The organism is Afipia sp. GW823-FHT06G09 (genome assembly GCF_058794875.1).
In genome coordinates this window covers 955165-979222 of sequence record NZ_JBXAHF010000002.1, presented here as the reverse complement: position 1 = coordinate 979222, position 24058 = coordinate 955165, and the positions used below count along the sequence as shown (strand labels likewise).

Below are 24058 nucleotides of genomic sequence, written 5' to 3'. Positions count from 1 at the left end.
TAACGACTTTGACGGTGACGGATTGATGCAAATCAATGCGAGAAGGGAGGATTCCCGCAGGATCGATATGCAAACCCGCGCCTCACACCGAAACATCGACGATGCGATATCTTTACGGCTGCCTCGCGATGGCCATCATTTTAGCGGCACCGGCCGAAGCAGCGTCCCCCGGCGAACAGCGTGGGTTCGTTTTCGCGAAGACATACTGCGCGCGGTGTCACGCCATCGATCGGTTCAGTCCAAGTCCGTTGAAGATTGCTCCTCCATTCCGCGATCTTCACCGGCGCTACAAGATCGAGACGCTGGCAGAGGCTTTTGCGGAGGGGATTTACACCGGTCACCCGACCATGCCCGCCTTTCAGCTCGATCCAGACCATATCAACGACCTTCTCGCCTTCATGAAGAGCCTGGAATAGTCATTTGCCGGCTCTCCTCGTCCATCGCGAGTAAACTCTTGGGACAGCAGACGGAAAGACTTACGACATGAGCCAAGCAAAGCCCCGGCGAATTTTGAACGCAAGCCTGCCATCGAGCTTTCGCCAGATCAGGCTCGAACTCGCGCGGGAGGCGGAGCACCCCTTTGGCGATTCGGGAATAGCTTACGTGCTTGTCGGACCATTGGATTCCTCGGGTCGGCTCGATCCAAGGATGTGGCGCCAGCATCGCGAAGCCTGCCGGGTCGCGCGGTTTCGACCGGGAAAGCCTGATGATCTCGGCCATCTCGTTCACCGCGCCGGCGGCCACTGGGCATTCCACTACGATATCTCCGGCAACCACGACGATGAGGCGGGGTATCATTTCGCGGATGAAAAGTTCGTTCCGGGAGAGTACGTCTCCATCACGGACGAAGGCCACACTCATACCTATCGCGTTGTATCGGTTGTTCCGCTCTAGCCAACTGACAGTTTAGCCGTCTGCGCCGGTGCACCGCTTTAACGATTTCATGACATCCTCTCGGGAAACGATGCCGATCAGCCTCTCCGCATCGATCACGGGGATGCTTCTGACGCGATGTTCGACCATGAGCTGCAAAACTCGCGTGAGCTTTGTTTCCGCGCCAACATAGATGAACGTTGGCTTCATGACATCGGCAACGACTGTGCTCATGAGATCGTCGTAATGCGGCACTATTTGCGCCGGCGTAAATGCAAAGCACTTCAGAAAATCCAGCTTGGTCACCAGCCCGACAGCGTGGGCGCCCTCGACAACCGGATAGGCATTGAAGTCATCGCGCTCGAACAGCAGCAATAACGCTCGCATGGTCAGGTCCCGCGTCACCGTCTTCACGGAGCGCGTCATGCAATCGGCAGCCGTTTCCTCAAGAAATTTGTACAAAGAAGCATTCCGGAATTTTGCAACGACAATGAACGATCAAAGGCAGCTTGCGCCGCCGTCAAACCCTTTGACCGCAAATCCGGAGGGCGTGATTTGATCAGGATCAATGGCAAGCGATCCGACGGCTCTCTACAAGATGGATCAGGCCGGACAGGCAGCCGGGTCCCACCTCTGCCGTTCGGTTGATCGAAATCAACACGGACTACCATGACGCGAGTTAGCGTTTCTCCATTGGGAGAAACCGCATGCATATTTCAGACATTGCTCTCGAGTGTTCACGGCGTTGCGCGCAACTTGCCTTGAAATGCACCCACGAGGAGGTCGCTATTGAACTCAATGTTCTGGCCGTCCGGCTCATGGTCGCGGCCGTCAGAGATGCCGAATTGCTTGTCGACCAAACACAGGCCGGGGGCGGACAGCCACCCTTTCCGGCGACGGCCCTTGTCAGCAGTGAACCCAGCGCGGCCTGATCATCGCTGACATCGGGGCATCCGGATAAGAACACATACTAACGCGAGAGAACAATTATGCAGAATATCTGCCATGACGCGACTACTCAGCATGAGGATGATGTGTCGTCACAGCTAACGGAGATTGCCAACAGAGGTACAAAGCTCGCTCTCGACGCACAGAAACTGATTATCTATGAGATCATACAGGCCAATCAGGACGCGCTGGAGCAGGCCCGTTCAGGCGTAAGCATTACGCAGGAATTCATCTCAAAGATCGCTCAGGCGCATTCAGTCAAAGAGCTGACTGCCGCATTTCGAGACTGCGGCCATGAGCAGATGGACCGCCTTCATCGGAGCTATGAACATCTCTTTTTGCACGGCCACGAAATTTTTGAAGCTTCGACCGGTCTCGTTTTGGCCGCGCTTCGCGGCGAAGCCCCGACCAAGTCAATCGCCTAGACACAGCTCTCGCGGGCCATAAAAAAGCGCCCTGCGAGCTATTTTTCGGCCCTTCCAGTCCGCAGAACCTGGGTTCGGACTTGAGCAATGTCTCCAACTGGGCCAATACTCGGTTAATGGGTTCTTGCCGCGATTTCCTTTCTTGAGGCATGAGACCCGGCCCGGGATCTAGAGGCGACGGATCTTGACCAGAACCGATGAGGCACCGTCCGAGGGGCCCTTTCGTGATGAACATTTGTGGCTGGGTATCGACGGGTCCGGTATCGGCACTTGGGATCTCGATCTTTCAACCCGCAAATTGATCTGGTCCGCTGCTGCACGAGGCCTGCTCGGCGTTTCAGACGACCAACCTGTGAGCTACGAGTTTTTTCTCTCGCTGCTTGAACCTCAGGACCGCGAGCGCGCCGAACTCGCCGTGAAGCAATCTGTCGAAACCGGATGCAACCTGGATATTCAGTATCGGGTGCGCGGAACTCGCGATCGTAGTCACTGGGTTCGCACCCGCGGCAGCGTTGTCAGAAGCCATGACGGCACACCTCGCCATCTGAGTGGAATCATTCTCGATATCGACGATCAAAAGCAGGTTGAGGAGGCATTGAGGACGCGAGAAGGTCACCTTCGGTCCATCCTCGAGACGATTCCCGATGCCATGATCGTCATTGACGGCCGCGGCATCATGCAGTTTTTCAGCAGCGCCGCCGAAAGGCAGTTTGGTTACACCGAACAGGAGGCTATCGGCCAGAACGTCAGTGTGCTGATGCCCAATCCTGACAGACGGCGTCACGACGGATACCTTGCACGCTACCAGTCAACGGGCGAGCGGCATATCATCGGGATCGGCCGAATCGTAACCGGCCAGCGCAAGGACGGAACAACGTTTCCGATGCATCTCTCCATCGGCGAAATGGAATCCAGCGGACAACCTTACTTTACTGGATTCGTCCGTGACCTGACCGAATATCAGCAAACGCAGGCGCGGCTTCAGGAACTTCAATCCGAAATCGCTCACGTCTCGCGCCTGAGCGCGATGGGAGAGATGGCATCCGCGCTCGCGCACGAACTGAACCAGCCGCTGGCGGCTATCAGCAACTACATGAAGGGCTCTCGCCGCTTGCTGGCCTCGAGTGAAGACCCGAACGCCGCGAAAATCGCCAGCGCGATGGATCGCGCAGCGGAACAGGCGCTTCGTGCAGGACAGATCATCCGGCGGCTTCGCGATTTCGTGGCGCGCGGGGAATCAGAAAAGCGCGTCGAAAGTCTTTCGAAACTCATTGAAGAAGCCGGGGCGCTGGGCCTGACGGGCGCGAGGGAACAAGGTATCCTGCTGCGCTTCAATCTGGATCCCGACTGCGATCTGGTGCTGGTCGATCGAGTCCAGATTCAGCAGGTTCTGGTCAATCTATTTCGAAACGCGCTTGAAGCGATGGCCGACACCGCCCGCCGAGAACTGGTGGTGGCAAATGCCAGGGCTGCGGAAGACATGATCGAGGTCGAGGTCTCCGACACGGGACACGGATTCAGTGACGACGTGCGGACAAAGCTGTTTCAGACGTTCTTTACGACCAAGGAAACGGGAATGGGTGTGGGACTTTCGATCAGCCGGACAATCGTAGAGGCACATGGCGGACGCATGTCCGTTGAAAGCAACCCATCAGGCGGCGCCACATTCCGCTTCACGCTGCCGGCCGCCGCATCGAACGAGAGTCTGGAATAATGCCGCATAAAGGGAACGTGTATGTCATCGACGATGATCCTGCGATGCGGGATTCTCTCGATTTTCTGCTGGGCTCGGCGGGCTTCAATGTGACGCTTTTCGATAGCGCGCTAAAATTTCTTGAAACCATGCCCAGCCTGGCGTTCGGCTGCGTAGTTTCCGACGTGCGGATGCCCGGCATGGACGGGATCGACCTGCTGCGGCAACTCAAGAAGGAGCCGAAGACGCTGCCCATCGTCATCATGACGGGACACGGAGATATTCCCCTCGCCGTGGAAGCAATAAAACTCGGTGCGATTGATTTTCTTGAAAAGCCGTTTGAGGACGAGCGGCTTGTCATCATGATCAGCACGGCCCTGAGCCACGCGGCCAGTCAATCGAAGACCGAATCGATCAGTGCGGATATCGCATCGCGAATTGCCTCGCTCAGTCCGCGGGAGAGACAGGTGATGGATGGACTTGTCGCGGGGCTCTCCAACAAGCTGATTGCCCGCGATTACAACATCAGTCCCCGGACCATCGAGGTCTATCGGGCAAACGTCATGACGAAGATGCAAGCCAGCAGCATCTCCGAACTGGTCCGGCTGGCGATGCGTGGCGGGATTCTGAAGGATTGAGGCAGGTCAAGGCGGTCCAGCGGCGCATCGCTATGCTGGAGTATGCGCCACTCGTACTTGTCAGGGCCCTTCACGATGGCCTCATCTCTTACAAAATCCAGGATTTGCGTGGTCGACGACGACCTCGACGTCCTCAGTTCGCTTCGATTTCTTCTTGAAACGGAAGGCTTCGATGTCCGGACCTTCAGAAGCGGCGCGGCGATGCTGGACGCCGCGGCCACCGAGGAGTTCGACTGCTTTGTTATCGATTTCAAGATGCCCAACATGACCGGAATCACCATCGCCAACCACCTGCGGGACCGCAAGGTGCCTGCTCCGATTATTCTGATCACAGGGTATCCGGACCAGAATATCTGGGCGAAAGCCACAGTCGCCGGAATTGATGTGGTTCTTCTCAAACCGGATGCAGAGGAGAATCTGGCCTCCCAGATTCGTGCTGCGGTCCAGCGAAACCGCCATACCGGCCTCCGGTAAACTACTTAGGGTGCAGCCCTTAAGATATCGAGCGAAATATCCTGCGGCGCATTGTTCCCTGTAGAAATAGCCATCTGCCGCCGAAGGAGATGGTCATGCTCACCCAGTCCACCACCAATGCAATCGTCAATAGCCAAGCGGTCATCGGCGGGGGGCCGGCCACCGATCAGTTCGGCCTTGTCGCCGGTCACGCCAACCTCGTTGCGACTGAATTCTTCTACGGGCGTGACGCGGAAATCTACGGAGAAGACGAGCCGGCGGATTACGTTTATCAGGTCGTCCGCGGGGCTGTTCGCAGCTACAAACTGCTTTCCGACGGCCGGCGTCAAATTGGGGCCTTTCACCTTCCGGGCGACGTTTTCGGGCTGGTGGCCGGCAGCGTCCATCGCCTGACCGCAGAGGCCATTGTCGATACGACGGTGCGCCTCGTCAAACGCCGCGGCCTTGAACAGGCGGCAGCCACCGACGTTCACGTCGCCCGCAATCTCTGGACCATGACGGCAAGCGACCTGCGCCACGCCGAGGATCATATGCTTCTGCTCGGCAGAAAGACGGCCCTTGAGCGCGTTGCGACTTTTCTTCTCGAAATGGACCATCGCCTGGCGGCCACCGGCACGATGGCTCTTCCGATGTGCCGGAGGGACATCGCCGATTATCTGGGCCTGACCCTGGAGACGGTATCTCGGGCGCTGTCACAACTTCACAGCGAAGGCGTGCTCGATTTTTCCGGCGCGCGCCAGATTATCCTGCGCAATCGCCGCAAGCTGCACAGCATCGATATGTAACCCGACACTGATGGACTTGCCGATCGCAAGCCCCACTTGAATGAAAAAGATACGCGTTGCGGTCAGACGCAAGATTCACAAGGCGGGATCGATCATTGTCGGTAACCGCCGCCCGCTCACCTGCACGGTTCACAATCTTTCGGCCACCGGCGCCGCGCTCAGCATCAGGCAGTCGTCGATCCTGCCGGACGCGTTTGTTCTGGTCCTTGAAATGGAGCACCGGCGGCGTCCCTGCCATGTCGTCTGGCGGCGGGGAAACCGGATCGGCGTGAGCTTCGGGCGCTGACGTTCGTCGTCAAACCCGTTGCGGACAAGAGCTTCGGTCTAGCGAGTGAGAGCTCCCCAAGCCAGCCAGAGCGCCATCAGCCCCAGTATCGCCGAAAGCGTTCGCCGGATAATGCTGCGTATACGGTTATCGGCGATCCATCGGCCCGATTGATCCGCCGCGATCACGATCGTCGAATGTACAATCGAGGCGACAACAACCGCGGCCGTGCCGAGCATTGACAATTGAAGAGCGACGGATCGCGTGCTGGCCGGATCGATGAAGCCTGGCACGACCGATAAAAGGAACAGAATCGATTCGGATTGAAAACATTCGAGAGAAACCCCCGCCAGAAAAGAGAGCCTGGAACAAGCGATCCTTGGAGAAAGTTTCTGGCACCGGCTGCCATACAGGGCCGGATACTTTTGAAGAACAGCTCAACCGCTGCCAACAGAATTCCTAATGTTTTCCATATTGTTGGCCGGAATTCCTGGCGGAGAGAGCGGGATTCGAACCCGCGATACGGTTTCCCGTATACACACTTTCCAGGCGTGCGCCTTCAACCACTCGGCCACCTCTCCACGCGCCTGTCATGAAGGGGCACGCGCCGTTTTGCAAGAGAGCACGGGCACTGACCGGAAAAATTCCGTAAATAATTGAAGTTCTGGGGCTAATTGACCATCGGCCGGGGCTGGAAATGCGATGATTCGCGCAGCCGCCCGCCCCTCACAGGGCAGGCCTCGGCCAGCCGTATCGGCCGCACGACCGACGGCAAGATGCTCGGTCCCGCCCCCGTATGCGCGTTTTCCAGCGCCTCGATAAAGTCCGAGAACCAGCGATGGATGGTGCCCGCACGCAGCTTGGCCATCATCGCTTCCCAACGCATCCGGCGCTCGGTCGCGGGCATCGACAATGCAACAGCAATGGTTCGTGCCATGCCGTCGATATCGTGAGGATTGACCAGCAGCGCGGTGTCGAGCTCGTTCGCGGCGCCGGCGAATTTGGACAGCACGAGAACGCCGGGATCGATCGGGTTTTGAGCCGCAACATATTCCTTGGCGACCAGATTCATGCCGTCATGCAGCGGCGTCACCACGCCGACCTGCGCGGCACGATAGAATCCGGCAAGTACGGTCTGGCTGAAGCCCTTGTTCAGATAACGGATCGGCGTCCAGTCGACTTCGCCGTGGCGGCCATTGACGTCCGTCACCTGTTTCGACAATTCGTCCTGCAAGTTGCTGTAGGCCTCGATGCCGCCGCGCGACGGGGTCGCGATCTGCAATAACGAAACCGATCGTTTCAGCGAAGGCTGGATTTCGAACAGGCGATCGAATGCGCTGATGCGATTGACCAATCCTTTGGAATAATCAACGCGATCCACACCGATCGCGAGGCGCTCGCCATGCAGGCTCTTTCGCAGCCGAGACACATCCGGATGCGACGCTGCGCGCTGGGCCTGCGCTGCAAATCCATCGACATCGATTCCAATCGGAAACACCGCGAGACGCGAGGAGCCAAACCGCGACGTGACGATGCCGTCATCGACATCAAGACCAATCTCCGCCCGCAGATAGGCGGCGAAGTTCTCGCAGTCGTCATCGGTCTGGAAGCCGATCAGATCATAAGCAAGCATCGCTTCGACCAGATCGCGATGATGCGGCACGCCGGCGATCACGCGGCGCGAAGGCCAGGGCGTGTGAAGAAAAAAGCCCAGAGGATTACGAACACCCAGCTCGCGCATTTCCGCGCCCAGCGTGAGAAAATGATAGTCCTGAACCCAGAACGCCGAAGTCGGCTTGTTAAAGCGCATCAGTGCGCGCGCCATGAAAGCGTTCACTTCACGATAAGACTGATAGTCGTCCTGAGAAACGCGGATCAGATCGTTGCGCGAATGCAGCGCGGGCCATAATGCCGAATTCGCGAAGCCCTCATAATAGCCGCCGTAATGCGCCGCAGGAAGATCGAGCAGCGCCAGCGCGCCTGCGCCGAGCGATTCGATTTCAGCGAAAGAATCCTTGGATAGATTATCACGAACGCGGCCGGACGAACCGACCCAGATTGCACCTGACTTTTCCACCACAGGCAGCAACGCTGCTGCCAGTCCACCGGTCATTGGCTCATTTGCTTTTGCGCGTGCGACCCGATTGGAGACGACGACGAGATCCACAGGGTGCCCTCCCTAGTTCTGCAAACGCAAAAATAACGCCTGTTCATCAATATGGTTCCTCGCCATCCTTCAGACTGATTGACGTCGAATTTCGGTGGCGTGAGATGGAACCGAGTTCCATTGTGTGAAGGGTGACCGATTAAAAACGATTTGCCTAGTCTTGACACATTCGGAATCGCGCAACGCGCATCTATGCAAAATACCTTCGCATATTTCAGACTCCCGTTATGAAAACGGAATCCGATTCAATCGCGCGCATCGTGATGTCGCTAACTGCGCCAATAGCGATCTTCCCAGTTCCGCGACAGCTTCATGCCAGTGAGAATCAAGCCCGCCATCGAATAGGTCTGCGGAAAATTTCCGAACAGCGCGCCGGTTTTCGGATCAATGTCTTCCGATAACAAACCATAGCGATTGCGATGCGACAGTGCATCGACGAATGCCTCGCGCGCTTCCTCACGCCGTCCCTGCTGCCACCACGCATCGATCAGCCAGAACCGGCAGATCAGAAACGCCGTCGCCGGCAATCCGAAATCGTCTTCCGCCGCATAGCGCATCATGTGCTTTTCCCGCAGAAGCTCCCGCTCCATCGCCGCAACCGTCTTGATGAAACGCGGATCGTCGACCTCACAGACACCGAGATCCGGCAGCAGCAAAACGCTGGCATCGAGATCATCCGACCCGAAAGCCGCTGTGAACGCTTCACGCTTCGGATTCCAAGCCTTGTCGAGCAGTTCCTTGTGAATCGGATCTGCGACCGAGTTCCAGTACGCCGCGCGATCATGCAGGCCGAGGCGGGTCGCGATGGAGGCGAGGCGGTTCACGCCCGCCCAGCACATCGCGGCAGAGTGCGTGTGGACGCGCTGACGGCCGCGATATTCCCAGATGCCGGCGTCAGGCTTCAGCGCGACGCTTGCGGCCTTCTCTCCGAGATCCTCGAGCAGACGAAACAGCTTCTCGCCACCCGGCGTCGGCAGACGGCGGTCGAAGAACAGCGGCAGGGCGGCGAGGATCACGCTGCCATAGGTGTCGTGCTGGCTCTGTTCGACGGCTGCGTTGCCGATGCGCACCGGACCGTCACCACGGTACCCTTTGAGATTGGTCGCGATCCATTCGTCGAGCGGCAGGTTCGGCACCACGCTGTAAACCGGCTTCAGCGGCCCGTCCGCATTGGCCGCGATCGACAGCGTGAAGCCGATGAAGTCTTCCATCGTCTGCGTCGCGCCGACGCGATTCAGCGCCTTCACCACGAAGTAAGCGTCACGCAGCCAGCAGAACCGATAGTCCCAGGTGCGGCCCGAACCGGGTGCTTCCGGTATCGACGCGGTGTGCGCGGCAATGATTCCGCCGGTCTCTTCGAAGTTCGACAGCTTCAGCGTAATCGCGGCGCGAATGATCGCTTCCTGATAGTCGTAGGAGATATAGAGCCGTCGCACCCAGTGCAGCCAATAGGCTCTGGTCTGTTCGGCAAAGGACGTTGCGGTCGCAGCAAGATCGCCGGGATAGGGCTCGTCATGACCGAACACCATGTGCACCGGCCGCGTCAGCACGAACGGCGTTTCATGCTCGATCATGGCGATCGGCGCATCGGTGGTGACGCGGACCGTGGACTCTTCCTCGACGTAGCGGATGTGATTGCTGCCGAGCGAGCTTCGCTTCAGCGGCTTGCCGTAGGAATGAGTGGGCCGGACGCGGATTGTAACGCGCGGCAATCCGGCAATCGGCTCGATGATGCGGAACAACTGCGGCGGCCGAAACATGCGGCCGTACTGCCGGAAGCGCGGCGCAAAATCCGTGATGCGGACCGCATTGCCTTTGGCGTCCGTCAGAATGGTTTCGACCAGCGCCGTATTGCGAACATAGTCGGATTTGTAATCCACCATGCCGTCCAGCACGACATCGCTGAAACCTTTTTCCTCGTCGCCTGCAAGCAAGCGGGAAAATACCGGGTCCGCGTCGAATCGCGGGAAGCACCACCACACCAGCCGCGATGTCGGATCGACCAGCGCTGCGGTCTTGCAGTTGCCGATGATCGCCAGATCGAGGCCATGGTCGATTTTCGTACCCGCTTCAACCTGGGACGTCGTCATTGCCTTGGGAATATTCATTGCGCCGCCATCGCCTCGTCATCGATCAATTGTGTCAACCATGCGCGAACGTCCTTCGGAGCCCTGAACTGTCCATCGACACCGTGAGCGCGGCGGCCGACCGAGAACGATACGCCGCGGAATGCAGGCATGATGGCGAACACGGACTCGTCGGTGACGTCATCACCGATGAAGATGGGATTGCGGCCGGAGAATGGCGCATGATTCATCAGCTCCCGAACGCCGGTCGCCTTGGTGAAGCCCGCGGGCTTGATCTCGCACACGAACTTTCCGGGCAGCACCTCGATCGGCGCCTGCGGAAGATCGGCCCGGATCGCGGAGACGGCTTCATAGATCGTGCGCTCGAACTGCGGCGCCAGCCGGTAATGCAGCGCGATCGAATAGCCCTTGTCTTCGTACAGGATGCCGGGGCTGAGATGCGAGATCGCAATGAAGCGGCGCTTCAGATCGTTATCCATGGGCGGCGCGTGCGACGCCACCGCCTCGTTCTCGACCGAAAGCCGCATCTCCGCGCCGTGACCGCCAACTGCCGGAAACTGCAACGGCGCAAAGATGACATCGATGTCGGTCAGCGAGCGTCCGCTGACCAGCGCCAGCGCGCCATCCAGGCGATCGTGCAGCGCCTGAAGTGTGCTTCCGAGATTTGGCGGCACCACGACATCGCGCGGCGTCGGCGCCAGTTCCAGCAAGGTGCCGTCGATATCGAGCAGCAGCGCCGTCTGGTCAAGATCCGGCACAATACCCGCCGGCGCAGCCAACGCCTCGCCCGCACTCTTTGCCGGAGTTTTTTCAACCACGCGATGATCCATCATTTACCCTGCGCGGCGAGCGGCCGCGCAACCTCCTCAAGTGATTTGCGCTCGGCATCGATGCAGTAGCGCCACGCGATGAGCGCAGCGGCGACCATCAGAACCGATCCGAGCAAATAGCCGGCGAACACGCTGCCGCGCGAGCCGGTATCGATCAGAACTCCAAACAGCGCCGGTCCCGCGACGCCTCCGATGCCGGTGCCGATCGCATAGAACAGCGCGATGGCCAGAGCGCGGACCTCGAGCGGAAAGGTTTCGCTCACGGTCAGATACGCGGCGCTGGCCGCCGGCGACGCAAAGAAGAAGATCACCATCCAGGCGATCGTCTGGGTTTGCGCACTGAGTACGCCGATCGAGAACAGGTAGCCCGACACGGCAAGCAGAATGCCCGACACGCTGTAGGTCAGCGCGATCATGGTGCGCCGTCCCAATGTATCGAACAACGATCCGAGAAACAGCGGCCCGAGAAAGTTTCCGGCGGCGAACGGCAGAATGTACCAGCCGATATTCGCGGCCGGGATAGCGAAGAAATCTGTCAAAACCAAAGCATAGGTGAAGAAAATCGCGTTGTAGAAGAACGCCTGGGACACCATCAGGGACAGTCCGACCAGCGACCGGCTACGATAGGTATGGAACAAGGTGTCGGCAACTTCGCGCAGCGGTGTATGCGTCCGCATCGTCAGCCTGATCTTCGGCAAGGGATGATCCGGTTTGCCGCCGCCGGATACCGCACGTTCGATGTCCGCGACGATTTTCAGGGCCCGCTCCGGCTGACCGTGAATCATCAGCCAGCGCGGACTTTCGGGAATCCATAACCGCATCACGAATACGACCAGACCAAGGCCTGCGCCGGTCAGAAACGCCAGCCGCCATCCGAGCTCTGGATCAATCACCGCCGGATCGAGCAGCACGATCGCGCTCACCGCGCCGATGGCAGCTCCGATCCAGAAGCTGCCGTTGACGATCAGATCGGTACGGCCGCGATAGCGCGCAGGCACCAGTTCCTGAATCGTTGAATTGATCGCTGTGTACTCGCCACCGATCCCCGCGCCGGTGATAAATCGAAACAGCGCGAAGCTTGCAAGATTCCACGAGAAGGCTGTTGCCGCTGTCGCCGTGAGATAAACCGCCAGCGTGACGAAGAACAGTTTCTTGCGCCCGATGCGATCGGTCAGCCAGCCGAAGCCGATGGCACCGAGCACTGCGCCCGCAAGATAGGCGCTGGTCGCAATACCGATGTCGGTGTTGCTGAAATTCAGAACCGGGCTGCTTTTCAATGCACCCGACAATGCTCCGGCAAGAGTGACCTCGAGCCCGTCGAGTATCCATGTGATGCCGAGTGCCGCGATCACGCGGGTATGAAATCCGCCCCATGGCAGCGAGTCCAGCCGCGCGGGAATATCGGTCTCGACGGCACCCTTTGCGAGCGCGGCGGAAACGGGAGAGCTTCCTTGCTGCGAGACCTGGGCCGGGGACATTTGGATGTTTGTCAAAACTGACATCCCGCCGTCCTTTTCACCGGTTTCACTCTCGACCTTTCGATTGGACGCCGTAACCGGCGATGGCAGGCAGCCGCGGCGGGATGGCTCTGGAACTTGGAATCCCGCCTCCCCGAAACGGCAACGATTTCAGTGGCAAGGCCTGGAACCGCCCGTTCCATGCCTGTCCGCCGGACGGCGGGTACATCCGCCGCCGTCCACCGAGACAACACTGACAGGGGGTGGAGGTTCCAATTGGAACCCGCCCGGCCGATCACGCGACATGGCCGCTCATCATTCCGGGCGTTTCGCACGAATAGCCTCACCCGGTCCTCAGGGAGCACGGGTCCCCGCCTGCGGGGGGACGACGCGTTGAGAGATGCGCAATATCTCGGCAATCACGTGCGTCATTGCGAGCGCAGCGGAGCAATCCATCTGCACTTGTCGCCGCGAAAGACTGGATTGCTTCGCCGCTTCGCTCCCCGCAATGACGGCACATTCTGAAACCTCATCCTGAAGTGCGAGCACTTGCGAGCCTCGAATGATGGCAGCGCGATCCGCAGTTTGCCACGCATCCTTCGAGGCTTGCCGCAAACGCGGCTCGCACCTCAGGAGGACGCAACGCTTGACATGTCCCGATCTAGGAATATAGTCCGCATCGTCCTGTTCGTGAGGGGCGCTTCTCGAGGGCGCTTTGAAGCGGAGCAGGATGCGGCGCCTGCGCGCGTGTCTCGCACACACGCGTCCGGGAGGCTGGGGTCACCGTCCGGGCCAACTATGTGGCTCTGCCGTTCGCCGGCTGGACGCGGAGCGGACGAAGGCGGCGAAAGCCGTCCGGATCAGGGGTCGAGTAACCTCCCCCGTCCGCACCCGGAAGTACGGTCCCCTCGCCCAAAATCGCCGCAATGGAGCGCCGCAAGGCGATGCGCTTCCGGACCTCACATCGCCTCGCACGCGATGCCGGAAGCGAAACGATACAAAGGTGCGCCTCGCGGCGCTCCATGCCCCTCAAATATTTGAGGGCGCGAACGAGGCAGGCCTCGCGCGCGCTGAGGGGGCAAAACCAAAGCTCAACTCGCGCTGTTAGAGCGCGAGAGCGATGACGCGCGCCTTTCGTTGGCGCGAATGGGGCAGGCCCCACGCGCGCCTGCTGTTTGAAAATTGAATCTGGAAAATCACGATGAGCCGCTGAAGGCTGGTGAGAGATTGGGCATGCCATCGCAATCCCCGGTCCGCCATCACCGGACAATTCCTTTCGCATCTGCGAGATCAACACCGAGAGACATTGCGCATCGAACACGCGACGCGCTTCACGCTCAGATGATCGTGCGATGACACCCGCGACGAAAATCGACGTTGCAAAGTTTTGCGCGCCGGTTGTTAATTAGAACAATTACAAAAAACGTTTTCTGGAAATCACTGGGGAGGTGCTTGTGTCTACAATCAAATTAACGGTCAACGGCAAGGCGGTCTCTGCCGATGTCGAGGATCGGACTCTGCTGGTCCATCTGCTGCGCGATCATCTCGGTCTCACCGGCACACATGTCGGATGCGACACCAGCCAGTGCGGCGCCTGCATCGTCCATATTGACGGACGCGCGGTGAAGTCCTGCACCACCCTGGTCGGCCAGGCCAATGGCGCCAATGTCACCACCATCGAAGGCATCTCGAAAGGCGACACCCTGCATCCGATGCAGGCCGCTTTCCGCGACAATCATGGCCTCCAGTGCGGCTACTGCACGCCGGGCATGATCATGTCGGCTATCGACATCGTGCAGCGCCATCCCGCCGGCCTCGACGAGGAAACCGTTCGTCATGAGCTGGAAGGCAATATCTGCCGCTGCACCGGCTACCACAACATCGTCAAATCGGTGCTCGACGCCGCCGGACGCATGAAGGTTGCCGCCGCCGCGGAATGATCCGCAGCGACGCCTCAATAGTCAGATGTGCAACTGCCCGCGCTGCTCGCGCGATCAAGGCAGCCCTTATGGAAAGGTCGGGATTATGAGTGTTGAAGGTATCGGCGCACGGGTCACGCGCAAGGAAGACAAGCGTTTCATCACCGGCAAGGGCAAATACACCGACGACGTCCGCCTTCATGGCATGACCTACGCGTCGTTCGTCCGCAGCCCGCACGCCCACGCGAAGATCAAAAGCATCAATGTCGACGCCGCCAAGGCCATGCCGGGTGTTGTTGACGTGTTGACCGGCCAGCAGCTCGTCGATGACAAGATCGGCAATCTGATCTGCGGCTGGATGATCCATTCCAAGGACGGCTCGCCTATGAAAATGGGTGCGTGGCCGGCGATGGCGCCGGAAACGGTACGCTTCGTCGGAAACGCCGTCGCAGTCGTCATCGCAGAAACCCGCAATCAGGCGCGCGACGCGGCCGAGGCCGTCGAGGTGGATTACGAAGTACTGCCGGCAGCCGCGGACATCCGCTCCGCCATCGCATCCGGCGCGCCGCAGCTTCACCCCGAAGCTCCCGGCAACGTCATCTATGACTGGAGCATCGGCGACGAAGCCGCCACCAACGACGCGTTCAAGAAAGCCGCCAACGTGGTGGCCATGGATATCACCAACAACCGGTTGGTGCCGAACGCGATGGAGCCGCGAGCGGCGGTTGCCGAATACGACTCGGCGGAAGAACATTTCACGCTCTATACGACATCGCAAAATCCGCACGTCGCCCGCCTCGTGCTGTCGGCGTTCTATAATGTCGCGGCCGAGAACAAGCTGCGCGTGATCGCGCCTGATGTCGGCGGCGGCTTCGGCTCCAAGATCTTCATCTATCCGGAAGAAATGGTGGCGCTGTGGGCCTCCAAGCGCACCGGCCGCCCGGTAAAATGGACATCCGATCGCACCGAGGCGTTCCTGACCGACGCACACGGACGCGATCACATTACCAAGGCCGAGATGGCCTTCGACAAGGACAACAAGATCATTGGTCTGCGGGTGAAAACCCACGCCAATCTCGGCGCCTACATGTCGCTGTTCTCGTCGTCGGTGCCGACCTATCTCTACGCCACGCTGCTCTCAGGCCAGTACAATATCCCGAATATCTATGCCGAGGTGGTCAGCGTCTACACCAACACCACGCCGGTCGATGCCTATCGCGGCGCGGGCCGTCCCGAAGCCAGCTTCGTGATGGAACGGTTGATGGAAACCGCGGCGCGGCAGCTCAAGGTCGATCCGGCCGAACTGCGGCGCAAGAATTTCATCACCAGCTTCCCGCATCAGACGCCGGTGATCATGGCCTATGACGCCGGCGACTTTAACGCGTCGCTCGACGCCGCGCTGAAAGCCATCGATTATGCCGGCTTCCCTGCACGCAAGGAGAAGGCGAAGAAGGAAGGCAAGCTGCGCGGCATCGGCTTCTCGTGTTACATCGAAGCCTGCGGCATCGCGCCCTCCAAAGCCGTCGGTAGCCTTGGCGCTGGCGTCGGGCTGTGGGAATCCTGCGAGGTGCGGGTCAACCCGGTCGGCACCATCGAAATCCTCACCGGCTCGCACAGCCATGGTCAGGGCCACGAGACGACCTTCGCCCAGGTGGTCGCTGATCGCCTCGGCATTCCGATCGGTCAGATCTCCATCCTCCACGGCGACACCGACAAGGTGCAGTTCGGCATGGGCACTTACGGCTCACGCTCGGGCGCGGTCGGCATGTCCGCCATCGTGAAGGCGATGGAGAAGGTCGAGGCCAAGGCGAAGAAGATCGTCGCGCACCAGTTGGAAGCCTCCGAGAACGACATTGTCATCGAGAACGGCGAGTTCAAGGTGACGGGCACCGACAAGGCGATCGCGCTGCCGATGGTCGCGCTCGCCGCCTACACCGCGCACAACCTGCCGGACGGCATGGAGCCCGGTCTGAAAGAGACCGCGTTCTACGATCCGACCAACTTCACCTTCCCCGCGGGCGCCTATGTCTGCGAGGTCGATGTCGATCCCGGCACCGGCAAGACCGATATCGTCAACTTCGTCGCCGCCGATGACTTTGGGCGCCTGATCAATCCGATGATCGTCGAAGGACAGGTTCACGGCGGCATCGCACAGGGCGTCGGACAGGCAATGCTCGAAGGCGCGGTCTACGACAAGAGCGGTCAGCTCGTGACGGCATCGTTCATGGACTACGCCATGCCGCGCGCCGACGACCTGCCCTCGTTCAAGATCTCGCACACAATGACGCTGTGCCCGAGCAACCCGCTCGGCATCAAGGGATGCGGCGAAGCCGGCGCGATCGGCTCAACGCCCGCGGTGATCAATGCGATCACCGACGCCATCGGAACCAACAAGCTTGAAATGCCAGCCTCGCCATCGCGGGTATGGCACGCGATCCATCAGCAACAGGCCGCAGAGTAAGGACGGGGAGACGCATCATGTACGAGACAACCTATCACCGTCCTTCAAGCGTCGATGACGCCGTGGCCCTTTTCAAGAAGGGCTCCGATTCGAAGTATCTCGCCGGCGGCCACACCTTGCTGCCGGTGATGAAGCAGCGCCTCGCCCAGCCGTCGGACGTGATCGACCTCGCCCGCATCCCCGCGCTAGTCGGCGTATCGGCCACCGCCGATGCGCTCGTCATCAAGGCGGCGACAACGTACTACGACATCTTCTCAAGTGCGGACGCCAAGAAGGCGATCCCCGCCATCGTGCATCTGACCTCGGTGCTCGGCGATCCCGCCGTGCGTTATCGCGGCACCATCGGCGGCTCGATCGCCAACAACGATCCGGCGGCGGATTTTCCCGCCGCCCTCGTGGCGCTCGACGCCACGGTGAAAACCAACAAGCGCAGCATCAAGGCGGACGATTTCTTCCAGGGCCTGTTCACCACCGCGCTGGAAGACGGCGAGATCATCACCGAAGTCTCGTTCCCGATTCCGGCAAAGGCCGCCTACGCAAAAATGCGTCACCCGGCCTCGCGCTTCGCGCTCACCGGCGTTTTCGTCGCCAAGACAAAATCGGGAGACGTTCGTGTCGCCGCCACCGGCGCTTCGCAAAACGGCGTGATGCGCGTCCCTGCCATCGAGGCAGCGCTGAAGGCCAACTGGTCCCCCGGCGCCATCGACGGCGTGAATATCTCAGCCGACGGATTGATGGAAGACATTCACGGCACCGCGGCCTATCGCGCCAACCTGGTCAAGGTGATGGCGCAGCGCGCCGTCACTGCGGCTGGCTGAACAGCATCGATCGAAATTGATACAACCAAAAAGGCCGCCCTTAGGGCGGCCTTTCCATTTTGCAGGCGATGTAGACTAGTCGACGATCTGAACCACGCGGCGTGTCCGCGGATCGACCAGCACCGTGCGGTCGTTCACCACCGTATAGCGATAATCGCGGACGCCATACTCGGGAGGAACGTCGTAGTAGGTCACGCCTTCCTCTGGAAGAACGACACCGACGGCGAGATCGTTCTGATACCGATAGGATGGGCGACGCTGCTCGACCACGTAACTATGGAAGCGCGGGCGCTGATCGACGCCGAGAACGCCGGCCACGCCGCCGACAACACCACCAACGGTCCCGCCGACAATCGCCCCGACCGGCCCGCCCACGCGTTCGCCCTCGCGGGCCCCGCGTTCGACGCCGCCCGGAACACCCTGCGCCGAGGCTGCGGCCGGAATGAGCGCGCTCGCAGAAATCATCGCCAAAGCAAACATGGTTCTCTTCATATCTAAAGCTCCCGGTTAAGAATTCTCGGGGAGCACAAGTAGCCCACGGTCAAATAGTTCCTCCCGGCGCAGCGAGATCGCGGAATGGCCTTATTCTGATGGCAAGCACCGCACTTATTGATGGCTCTTTGACCAAAACTGGCCTAAAGCACCCCCAATTCATCGATTTCTTTGAAACTGCCGGATGCGCGCACCGCGCGTGCATTGAGGCGTTTCTCATTCATGGCGGCAACGCCAGCCAAGGTCTCAACGTGAAATCCCTGTCCGCAAGTCCCCCGCTCGCCCGCGCCCTGGCCGAGCGCAACTATAATGACGCGACGCCGGTCCAGACCGCCGTCCTCGCCGCCGATGCCATCGGCCGCGATCTTCTGGTGTCGGCGCAGACCGGCTCTGGCAAAACCGTCGCCTACGGGCTCGCGATCGCCAACGACATGATGGGCGATGCCGAACGACTGCCGCGGGCAAGTGCGCCCCTCGCGTTGATCGTCGCGCCGACACGCGAACTGGCGTTGCAGGTTCACCGTGAACTGGAATGGCTTTACGCTTACGCGGGCGCACGCGTTGTCTCCTGTGTCGGCGGCATGGACCCGCAGCGCGAGAAACGCGAGTTGGAAGCAGGTGCGCATATCGTGGTCGGTACGCCGGGGCGGCTGTGCGATCACATCCGCCGCAAGCGCCTCGACGCCTCCGAACTGAAAGCCGTCGTGCTCGACGAGGCCGACGAGATGCTCGATCTCGGCTTTCGCGAGGACATGGAGTTCATCCTCGAGACCACGCCGGACACACGGCGGACGCTGTTGTTCTCCGCGACCCTGCCGCGTACGATTCTCTCTATTACCAAGCAATATCAGAACAACCCCTTCCGCATCGAAGTGGCTGGCGGTGACGGCGGCCACGCCGATATTGAATATCGCGCGATCCGTATCGCGCCGGGCGACGTCGAACATGCCGTCGTCAATGTGCTTCGGTTTTTCGAGTCTCCCAGCGCGATCGTATTCTGCAACACCCGCAACGCGGTAAACCATTTGCAGGCCGCGCTGCTTGAGCGCGGTTTCTCTGTGGTCGCGCTGTCCGGTGAACTGACCCAGAACGAGCGAACCAAGGCACTGCAATCCCTGCGCGACGGACGCGCGCGGGTTTGCGTCGCCACGGACGTTGCGGCGCGCGGCCTCGACCTGCCCAGTTTAGGCCTCGTCATTCATGCCGACCTGCCGAACGATCCCGAAGTGCTTCAGCATCGATCCGGCCGCACCGGACGCGCGGGCAAGAAGGGCATCAGCGTGATGCTGGTGATCCCCGCACGCAAACGACGCGCCGAATTGCTGCTGAACATGGCGGGCATCGATGCGGTATGGGGCACTTCTCCCACCGTGGAGGAAATCCGCGCGCTCGACCAGCAGCGTATGCTGCAGGACGCGCTGTTTGGTGAAGCGACCACCGAAGACGATCTCGTTCTGGCGCGCGCACTGCTCGCCGAGCGTTCGGCTGAAGACATTGCAGCGGCGCTGGCGCGGCTCTATCGCTCGCGCCTGCCCTCGCCCGAAGACATTCTCGATCCCGGCCAAGGCGGGGCGCGCTCGCGCGAGGATCGCGGCGCAAGGCGCGACAGCCGCGAGCCGCGCGGCGACGACCGCGCACCGCGCGGCGACGACCGCGCACCGCGCGCGAAGTCGAAATCACGGGGCGAGATGCCGGAAGGCAGCGTGTGGTTCCGCGCCGCCATCGGCCGCAACAAGAATGCCGAGGCGCGCTGGCTGCTGCCGATGATCTGCCGCCGCGGTGGAATCGGCAAACAGGACATCGGCGCCATTCGCATCTTCGACGGCAGCACCGAATTCGAGATTTCGGCAACCGCGGCCGATGAATTCGCCGCGAAAATCAAGCGCCCCGACAAGGAAGACAATATCCGCATCGAGGCGCTGCCGAACGGACCACAGGGCGACAGCGGCACGTTTGAAAAACGTCCGCGCAAGCCGCCGCACAAGGACAAGGATCTCGGCGCCAAGCTGCGCCGTAATGACGAGCCGCGTTACGACGCGAAACCTCGTTACGACGACAAGCCGCGCTTTGAGGATAAACCGCGCTACGACAAACCCAGGCACAGCGGAAAACCCCAGCGGGACGACGCCCGCCGCTTCGAGGGTCCACCTCCGCGCGGCAAAGGCCCGAAGCCCGGCAAGAAAGCCGACCGCCAGGATTGGCCCGATGTCGAGAGGCCGGCGTTCAACAAGAAGCCGAAGAAAAAGAAACACCGCAAGGGCGCGTAAAACTTGACGCTTGCGATCATCCATCTCGCGCATCACTGACGGGCTCGTCCAGGAAGCCCGTCAAGTAAGGCGCCACGCTCGCTGAGAGTTTCACGAATGCGCAGGTTCCCGCGGTTTGAACTCAGCCGCATGGAGCTTCACGAAGTCGCGCATGCTCGTCGGTGGTTTGCCGGTGAGCTTGCGCATGGTGTCCGTCATGCGATCGTAACGTCCCTGCCGGGTCAACTCGACCATCGCCGAAAGATGGCTGACGACGTGCTCAGGAAACCGCGCCTGCCGAAGACCTTCGCTCCATGCCGGGAGCGGGACGTCGCGATATCGGATAGGCCTGCCGAGCGCCTCTGAAAAAATGCGCGCATAATGGTCCAGATCGGCCGATTCCGGCCCTGTCAGATCGTAGATCTGTCCGATATGCGGTGCGGGGTCGTCGAGGATCGCTGCCACCGCGCTTGCCACATCGACTGCAGAGATCGGCGAAATCTTTCCGCCTCCCATCGGCAGCATCAATGCGTCCGAGGTCCGCACGCTAACGCCGGCAAGGACAAGAAAGAAGCCTTCGAAAAAGACTGTCGGCCGCACCGTGACAACCGGCAGTCCCGACCAGGACAGAGCCTGCTCCGCGAGCCAATGCAGCTTGTGCTGAGGACTCTCGGTGCTCTCGTTGATACTCATTTGCGAGACCGTCATCTGCGACATGTTCACGAAAGCCTCGACGCCGTGGTGGCGCGCCACCGCAGCGGTGTTGATCGTGGCTTCCAGGTAGGCCGCCGAGACAGACATTCCGAAATAGATCCGCCCGCAACCTTCGATGGCGCGGTGCATCGAGTCGAGGTTTGTCAGGTCGCCTTTTACGACCTCTGCACCGAGCCGCCGCAGGACGTCGGCGCGCTCGTCCTCACGCCGAACCAGGGCGCGCACCTTGTGCCCCTTTGCGAGCAGGAATTCGGTGACGTTGCGGCCGACGCCGCCTATGGCGCCGGCTGCGCCGGTCACGAGGATCGGTTTGTTGAGTTTGTATTTCGTCGTCATGATGCTGACCTTGGATTACGTTCAAAAATGCGAACTGGGGCGATACGTTAGCGCGTCGGCACTCCGGCCTGCCGCATGACGAAGCGCTGGATCGGCGGGATAAGGATCATCAGCATCGGTACGATTACGACGTAGCTCGTTGCCGCGGCCTTCAGCCAACGGAACGCGAAATCGGGCTGGAAGCCATAGTTCAAGGCGAGACCGATGAACGACATGCTGGTCGAGGTGATCAGGCCGGTGATCAGGGAGATCGTGGGTCCGATCAGTTTGGGGGGAAGGGCCATTTGCCTGCTCCTGGGGATGGGTTATTATTTAGACGACGTATAACTTATACAATGTAAAAGCAATAGGACCCAATGCCACGAACCGCCGATCCGGAGCTACCTCACAAAATCTTGAAGGCCGCCGACGCCCTGTGGCAGTCAGGCGGTGAGGAAGCCGTAACGATCCGCGGCGTGGCGGCGAAAGCGGCGACCACGACGCCGACGGTCTATAGCTATTTCGCCGACCGGGAGGCGCTGCTGAAGGCATTGCGCACGCTCGCCTTTCAGCGCTTCTCGGCCTATCTCGCAAAATCGCACGACTTCCGGGACGCGTGCGTGCGACATCTCGAATTCGGCACCAGCCACCCTCGCGATTATGAATTGCTCTACGGGCGCGGCTGGATGGAGCGTGTCACAACAGATGCGCAAGGGGCAGAGATCAAACGATACACCGCCCATCTCGTGCGCGCCGGTGTGGATGAAAGCAGGGCCGCGAACGTCGCGTATCCGGTCATGATGATGCTGCACGGCGTGGTGATGCATCGGCTCCTGAACAAGAAGCCGAGCCCCTTGGGCCGGACGATTGCTGCGGCCTGTCTAGAAGCCTGCATGACGCTGCTCGAAAGCGCGCGGCAGCGGAAATAATCGAGGCCTTCTTTGCCGGGTTTATCCAAGCACCCCGGCGAAGTGAAGCGCAACGCCTGCCGCCGCGCAGGCGGCAAGGATCTGCAACATTCCGGCAGCGGAATATCGCAACCGCCGCGGCGACGGAAAGTGCAAGCGCCCATGGGTCGACGCTGGTGAGCGGCAATCTGTGACTTGGTTCACATACCGCCACAGGGATTGGGGTTACTGAGTTGCCTTTCGTTAAAGGAGGCAACCATGCACACCCCGACAGGAGAACTGACCCATTCCGGGTTGGGCAGTCGACGGAACTGGACGGCATGCTGGAGATGGTCTGTTTCAGTCCTGGCCCTCGAATTCGCCTTGGTCATGGCCCTGGTCGGATTCGCGGTAAGCTCGCGCTCAGCCTCGCCTGTAAAGGCATCCTCGCAAGTCGAACAGGCTCAACAGACCCCGGCTGCTGGCCGCAAGGCATGCCCACTGGGTCACGTCCAGAAAACACGAAGTCTATGATGGCCGATCGCTGACCGATCCAGCCTCTTCTCGTTGACGCCTGTCCTAAGCTCCAGCGCGTCAATCCTGCGACCGTTCCGCCATACCCTTCAACGATTCGACGTCGATAACGGTGATCGATCCCCGTTGAAGGCGGACCAGCTTCCGGTCAGCCCATTCGTGCAGTTGCTTGTTGACGCTTTCTCTCGACATGCCGAGCATCTCGCCAATTTCTTGCTGCGTGATGGTGATTTTTCTGTCCAGCGCAGCGCCCGGCCTGTCGATCAGCCGGATGAGCGCCTTGGCGAGCCTGCCTGACAGGTCGGGAAATATGACTTGCTCCACATGCTCGCTGATCCAGCGCAAGCGGACACAGAGCAGTTCTATCACCTTTGTTGCCAGCACCGGCTGGCTGGCCAGCAAGGCCAGAAAGTCCCTCCGATCAATGACAAACAACTCGCAGTCCGCGTTCGCAATCGCATCGGCGGTCCTGGCAAGACCATCGAGAACCGCAATCTCCCCAAACATCTCCCCTGCATCAACCATATTGAAAATGGCGCCGCGGCCGTCGGCGGACGAGACGCCGATTTTCACCGTGCCGCTGATAATAAAAAAGAGACTTTGGCCACGATCCCCTTTTGCAAAAATTGTCGCGCCACGTTTGAACGTTCTCTTTTTGGCATAGTGGCACAGTTGATCCAGCGCCTCAGTGCCGAGGTCGCGAAACAGCGGATGGTTGCGCAGGACCCTCGTCTTGTCGGCGGCGGATCGGGCTGTTGCTGGCGTGTCGTCGTCCTGAAGCATCGGCGTATGGCCTGGTTACAAAATGAATAAATTTCTTCCGTTCGGCGAACCTCGCGGCCGCCGAAATGGAGCAATGCAAGCTTCGTTGAAATTTCAACCAAATGCAGCTTCGAAGCTACGCCCTCTATACACAATCGCGGTATCCCCTTGGCCTCCGGCCCATTTTTTGGGCGTCCGAAACCAGCCAAGGGGCGGGTTCATCTTGCTATTGCCGAAGGAACCCTTAAACCTAGCGTGGGCTCAAAAA

General features: G+C 60.2%; 23 protein-coding genes and 1 tRNA gene. 14 read left to right on the top strand and 10 right to left on the bottom strand.

Going from position 1 to position 24058, the window contains the following annotated elements:
• The first annotated feature begins 101 nt into the window (after positions 1–101).
• Together AC1Q67_RS12325 and AC1Q67_RS12320 are read left to right on the top strand one after the other, a co-directional pair.
• Entirely contained in the window at positions 102–416 is a 315-nt protein-coding gene (locus AC1Q67_RS12325) for a c-type cytochrome (protein WP_492238058.1), read from the top strand.
• A 67-nt stretch (positions 417–483) separates the two neighbouring features.
• On the top strand, positions 484–894 hold the full coding sequence (locus AC1Q67_RS12320; RefSeq protein WP_492238056.1) for a hypothetical protein: 411 nt from the start codon (positions 484–486) through the stop codon (positions 892–894).
• A gap of 12 nt (positions 895–906) precedes the next feature.
• Here the strand turns inward: AC1Q67_RS12320 and AC1Q67_RS12315 are convergent, their stop codons facing one another.
• Positions 907–1335 carry a CBS domain-containing protein gene (locus AC1Q67_RS12315; RefSeq protein ID WP_492238054.1) on the bottom strand — a complete coding sequence of 143 codons (429 nt, stop codon included), beginning with the start codon at positions 1333–1335 and terminating at the stop codon, positions 907–909.
• Between the two features lie 245 nt (positions 1336–1580).
• Here AC1Q67_RS12315 and AC1Q67_RS12310 point away from each other — a divergent pair, with 245 nt between their 5' ends.
• The 7 genes from AC1Q67_RS12310 to AC1Q67_RS12280 all read left to right on the top strand — a co-directional run bounded on the left by AC1Q67_RS12310 (position 1581) and on the right by AC1Q67_RS12280 (position 6122).
• Complete coding sequence (locus tag AC1Q67_RS12310) at positions 1581–1805, top strand: hypothetical protein (RefSeq protein WP_492238052.1); 225 nt, start codon at positions 1581–1583, stop codon at positions 1803–1805.
• 57 nt (positions 1806–1862) lie between these two features.
• On the top strand, positions 1863–2246 hold the full coding sequence (locus tag AC1Q67_RS12305; protein WP_492238051.1) for a hypothetical protein: 384 nt from the start codon (positions 1863–1865) through the stop codon (positions 2244–2246).
• Between the two features lie 181 nt (positions 2247–2427).
• Positions 2428–3960, top strand: a complete 1533-nt coding sequence (fixL, locus tag AC1Q67_RS12300) for a sensor protein FixL (protein WP_492238073.1) — start codon at positions 2428–2430, stop codon at positions 3958–3960.
• Entirely contained in the window at positions 3960–4577 is a 618-nt protein-coding gene (gene fixJ, locus AC1Q67_RS12295) for a response regulator FixJ (protein ID WP_492238049.1), read from the top strand. Before fixL ends, fixJ begins: the two co-directional genes overlap by 1 nt.
• Positions 4578–4652: 75 nt before the next feature.
• The gene (locus tag AC1Q67_RS12290; RefSeq protein WP_024576634.1) at positions 4653–5051 is read left to right on the top strand and encodes a response regulator; all 399 of its coding nucleotides are present in this window, start codon (positions 4653–4655) and stop codon (positions 5049–5051) included.
• A 95-nt stretch (positions 5052–5146) separates the two neighbouring features.
• A complete protein-coding gene (locus AC1Q67_RS12285; RefSeq protein WP_024576635.1) occupies positions 5147–5836 on the top strand; it encodes a helix-turn-helix domain-containing protein in 690 nt (229 codons plus the stop codon).
• A gap of 40 nt (positions 5837–5876) precedes the next feature.
• Positions 5877–6122 carry a PilZ domain-containing protein gene (locus AC1Q67_RS12280; RefSeq protein WP_024576636.1) on the top strand — a complete coding sequence of 82 codons (246 nt, stop codon included), beginning with the start codon at positions 5877–5879 and terminating at the stop codon, positions 6120–6122.
• 470 nt (positions 6123–6592) lie between these two features.
• Here AC1Q67_RS12280 and AC1Q67_RS12275 read toward each other — a convergent pair.
• The 5 genes from AC1Q67_RS12275 to AC1Q67_RS12255 form a co-directional block, all read right to left on the bottom strand.
• Positions 6593–6682 (bottom strand) — tRNA-Ser (locus tag AC1Q67_RS12275).
• 89 nt (positions 6683–6771) lie between these two features.
• Complete coding sequence (locus tag AC1Q67_RS12270) at positions 6772–8268, bottom strand: alpha,alpha-trehalose-phosphate synthase (UDP-forming) (protein WP_492238047.1); 1497 nt, start codon at positions 8266–8268, stop codon at positions 6772–6774.
• Positions 8269–8537: 269 nt separating this feature from the next.
• Positions 8538–10376, bottom strand: coding sequence for a glycoside hydrolase family 15 protein (locus AC1Q67_RS12265; RefSeq protein ID WP_492238045.1), 1839 nt, complete (start codon positions 10374–10376; stop codon positions 8538–8540).
• Complete coding sequence (gene otsB, locus AC1Q67_RS12260) at positions 10373–11185, bottom strand: trehalose-phosphatase (protein ID WP_024576639.1); 813 nt, start codon at positions 11183–11185, stop codon at positions 10373–10375. The genes AC1Q67_RS12265 and otsB overlap by 4 nt, the downstream gene beginning before the upstream one ends.
• A complete protein-coding gene (locus AC1Q67_RS12255) occupies positions 11185–12687 on the bottom strand; it encodes an MFS transporter (protein ID WP_492238043.1) in 1503 nt (500 codons plus the stop codon). The genes otsB and AC1Q67_RS12255 overlap by 1 nt, the downstream gene beginning before the upstream one ends.
• Positions 12688–14096: 1409 nt before the next feature.
• Between AC1Q67_RS12255 and AC1Q67_RS12250 the strand changes: the two genes are divergently transcribed.
• From AC1Q67_RS12250 to AC1Q67_RS12240, 3 genes are all read left to right on the top strand, one after another.
• Positions 14097–14582 (top strand): (2Fe-2S)-binding protein, encoded by a 486-nt coding sequence (locus AC1Q67_RS12250; RefSeq protein ID WP_492233901.1) that lies wholly within the window; start codon positions 14097–14099, stop codon positions 14580–14582.
• A gap of 85 nt (positions 14583–14667) precedes the next feature.
• Positions 14668–17022 carry a xanthine dehydrogenase family protein molybdopterin-binding subunit gene (locus AC1Q67_RS12245; RefSeq protein ID WP_492233902.1) on the top strand — a complete coding sequence of 785 codons (2355 nt, stop codon included), beginning with the start codon at positions 14668–14670 and terminating at the stop codon, positions 17020–17022.
• Between the two features lie 17 nt (positions 17023–17039).
• Complete coding sequence (locus AC1Q67_RS12240) at positions 17040–17840, top strand: FAD binding domain-containing protein (RefSeq protein WP_492233903.1); 801 nt, start codon at positions 17040–17042, stop codon at positions 17838–17840.
• Between the two features lie 75 nt (positions 17841–17915).
• Here the strand turns inward: AC1Q67_RS12240 and AC1Q67_RS12235 are convergent, their stop codons facing one another.
• Positions 17916–18332, bottom strand: a complete 417-nt coding sequence (locus AC1Q67_RS12235; RefSeq protein WP_492233904.1) for a DUF1236 domain-containing protein — start codon at positions 18330–18332, stop codon at positions 17916–17918.
• Positions 18333–18583: 251 nt separating this feature from the next.
• Between AC1Q67_RS12235 and AC1Q67_RS12230 the strand changes: the two genes are divergently transcribed.
• Entirely contained in the window at positions 18584–20599 is a 2016-nt protein-coding gene (locus AC1Q67_RS12230; RefSeq protein WP_492233905.1) for a DEAD/DEAH box helicase, read from the top strand.
• Between the two features lie 90 nt (positions 20600–20689).
• On the opposite strand, the gene AC1Q67_RS12225 is transcribed toward AC1Q67_RS12230, so the two are convergent.
• Both AC1Q67_RS12225 and AC1Q67_RS12220 read right to left on the bottom strand, forming a co-directional pair.
• Positions 20690–21628, bottom strand: coding sequence for an NmrA family NAD(P)-binding protein (locus tag AC1Q67_RS12225; RefSeq protein WP_024576646.1), 939 nt, complete (start codon positions 21626–21628; stop codon positions 20690–20692).
• A 47-nt stretch (positions 21629–21675) separates the two neighbouring features.
• Complete coding sequence (locus AC1Q67_RS12220; RefSeq protein ID WP_492233906.1) at positions 21676–21912, bottom strand: DUF2798 domain-containing protein; 237 nt, start codon at positions 21910–21912, stop codon at positions 21676–21678.
• A gap of 111 nt (positions 21913–22023) precedes the next feature.
• Between AC1Q67_RS12220 and AC1Q67_RS12215 the strand changes: the two genes are divergently transcribed.
• The gene (locus AC1Q67_RS12215; RefSeq protein ID WP_492238152.1) at positions 22024–22536 is read left to right on the top strand and encodes a TetR family transcriptional regulator; all 513 of its coding nucleotides are present in this window, start codon (positions 22024–22026) and stop codon (positions 22534–22536) included.
• A 552-nt stretch (positions 22537–23088) separates the two neighbouring features.
• Here the strand turns inward: AC1Q67_RS12215 and AC1Q67_RS12210 are convergent.
• On the bottom strand, positions 23089–23811 hold the full coding sequence (locus AC1Q67_RS12210; protein ID WP_492233908.1) for a Crp/Fnr family transcriptional regulator: 723 nt from the start codon (positions 23809–23811) through the stop codon (positions 23089–23091).
• Positions 23812–24058: the final 247 nt, after the last annotated feature.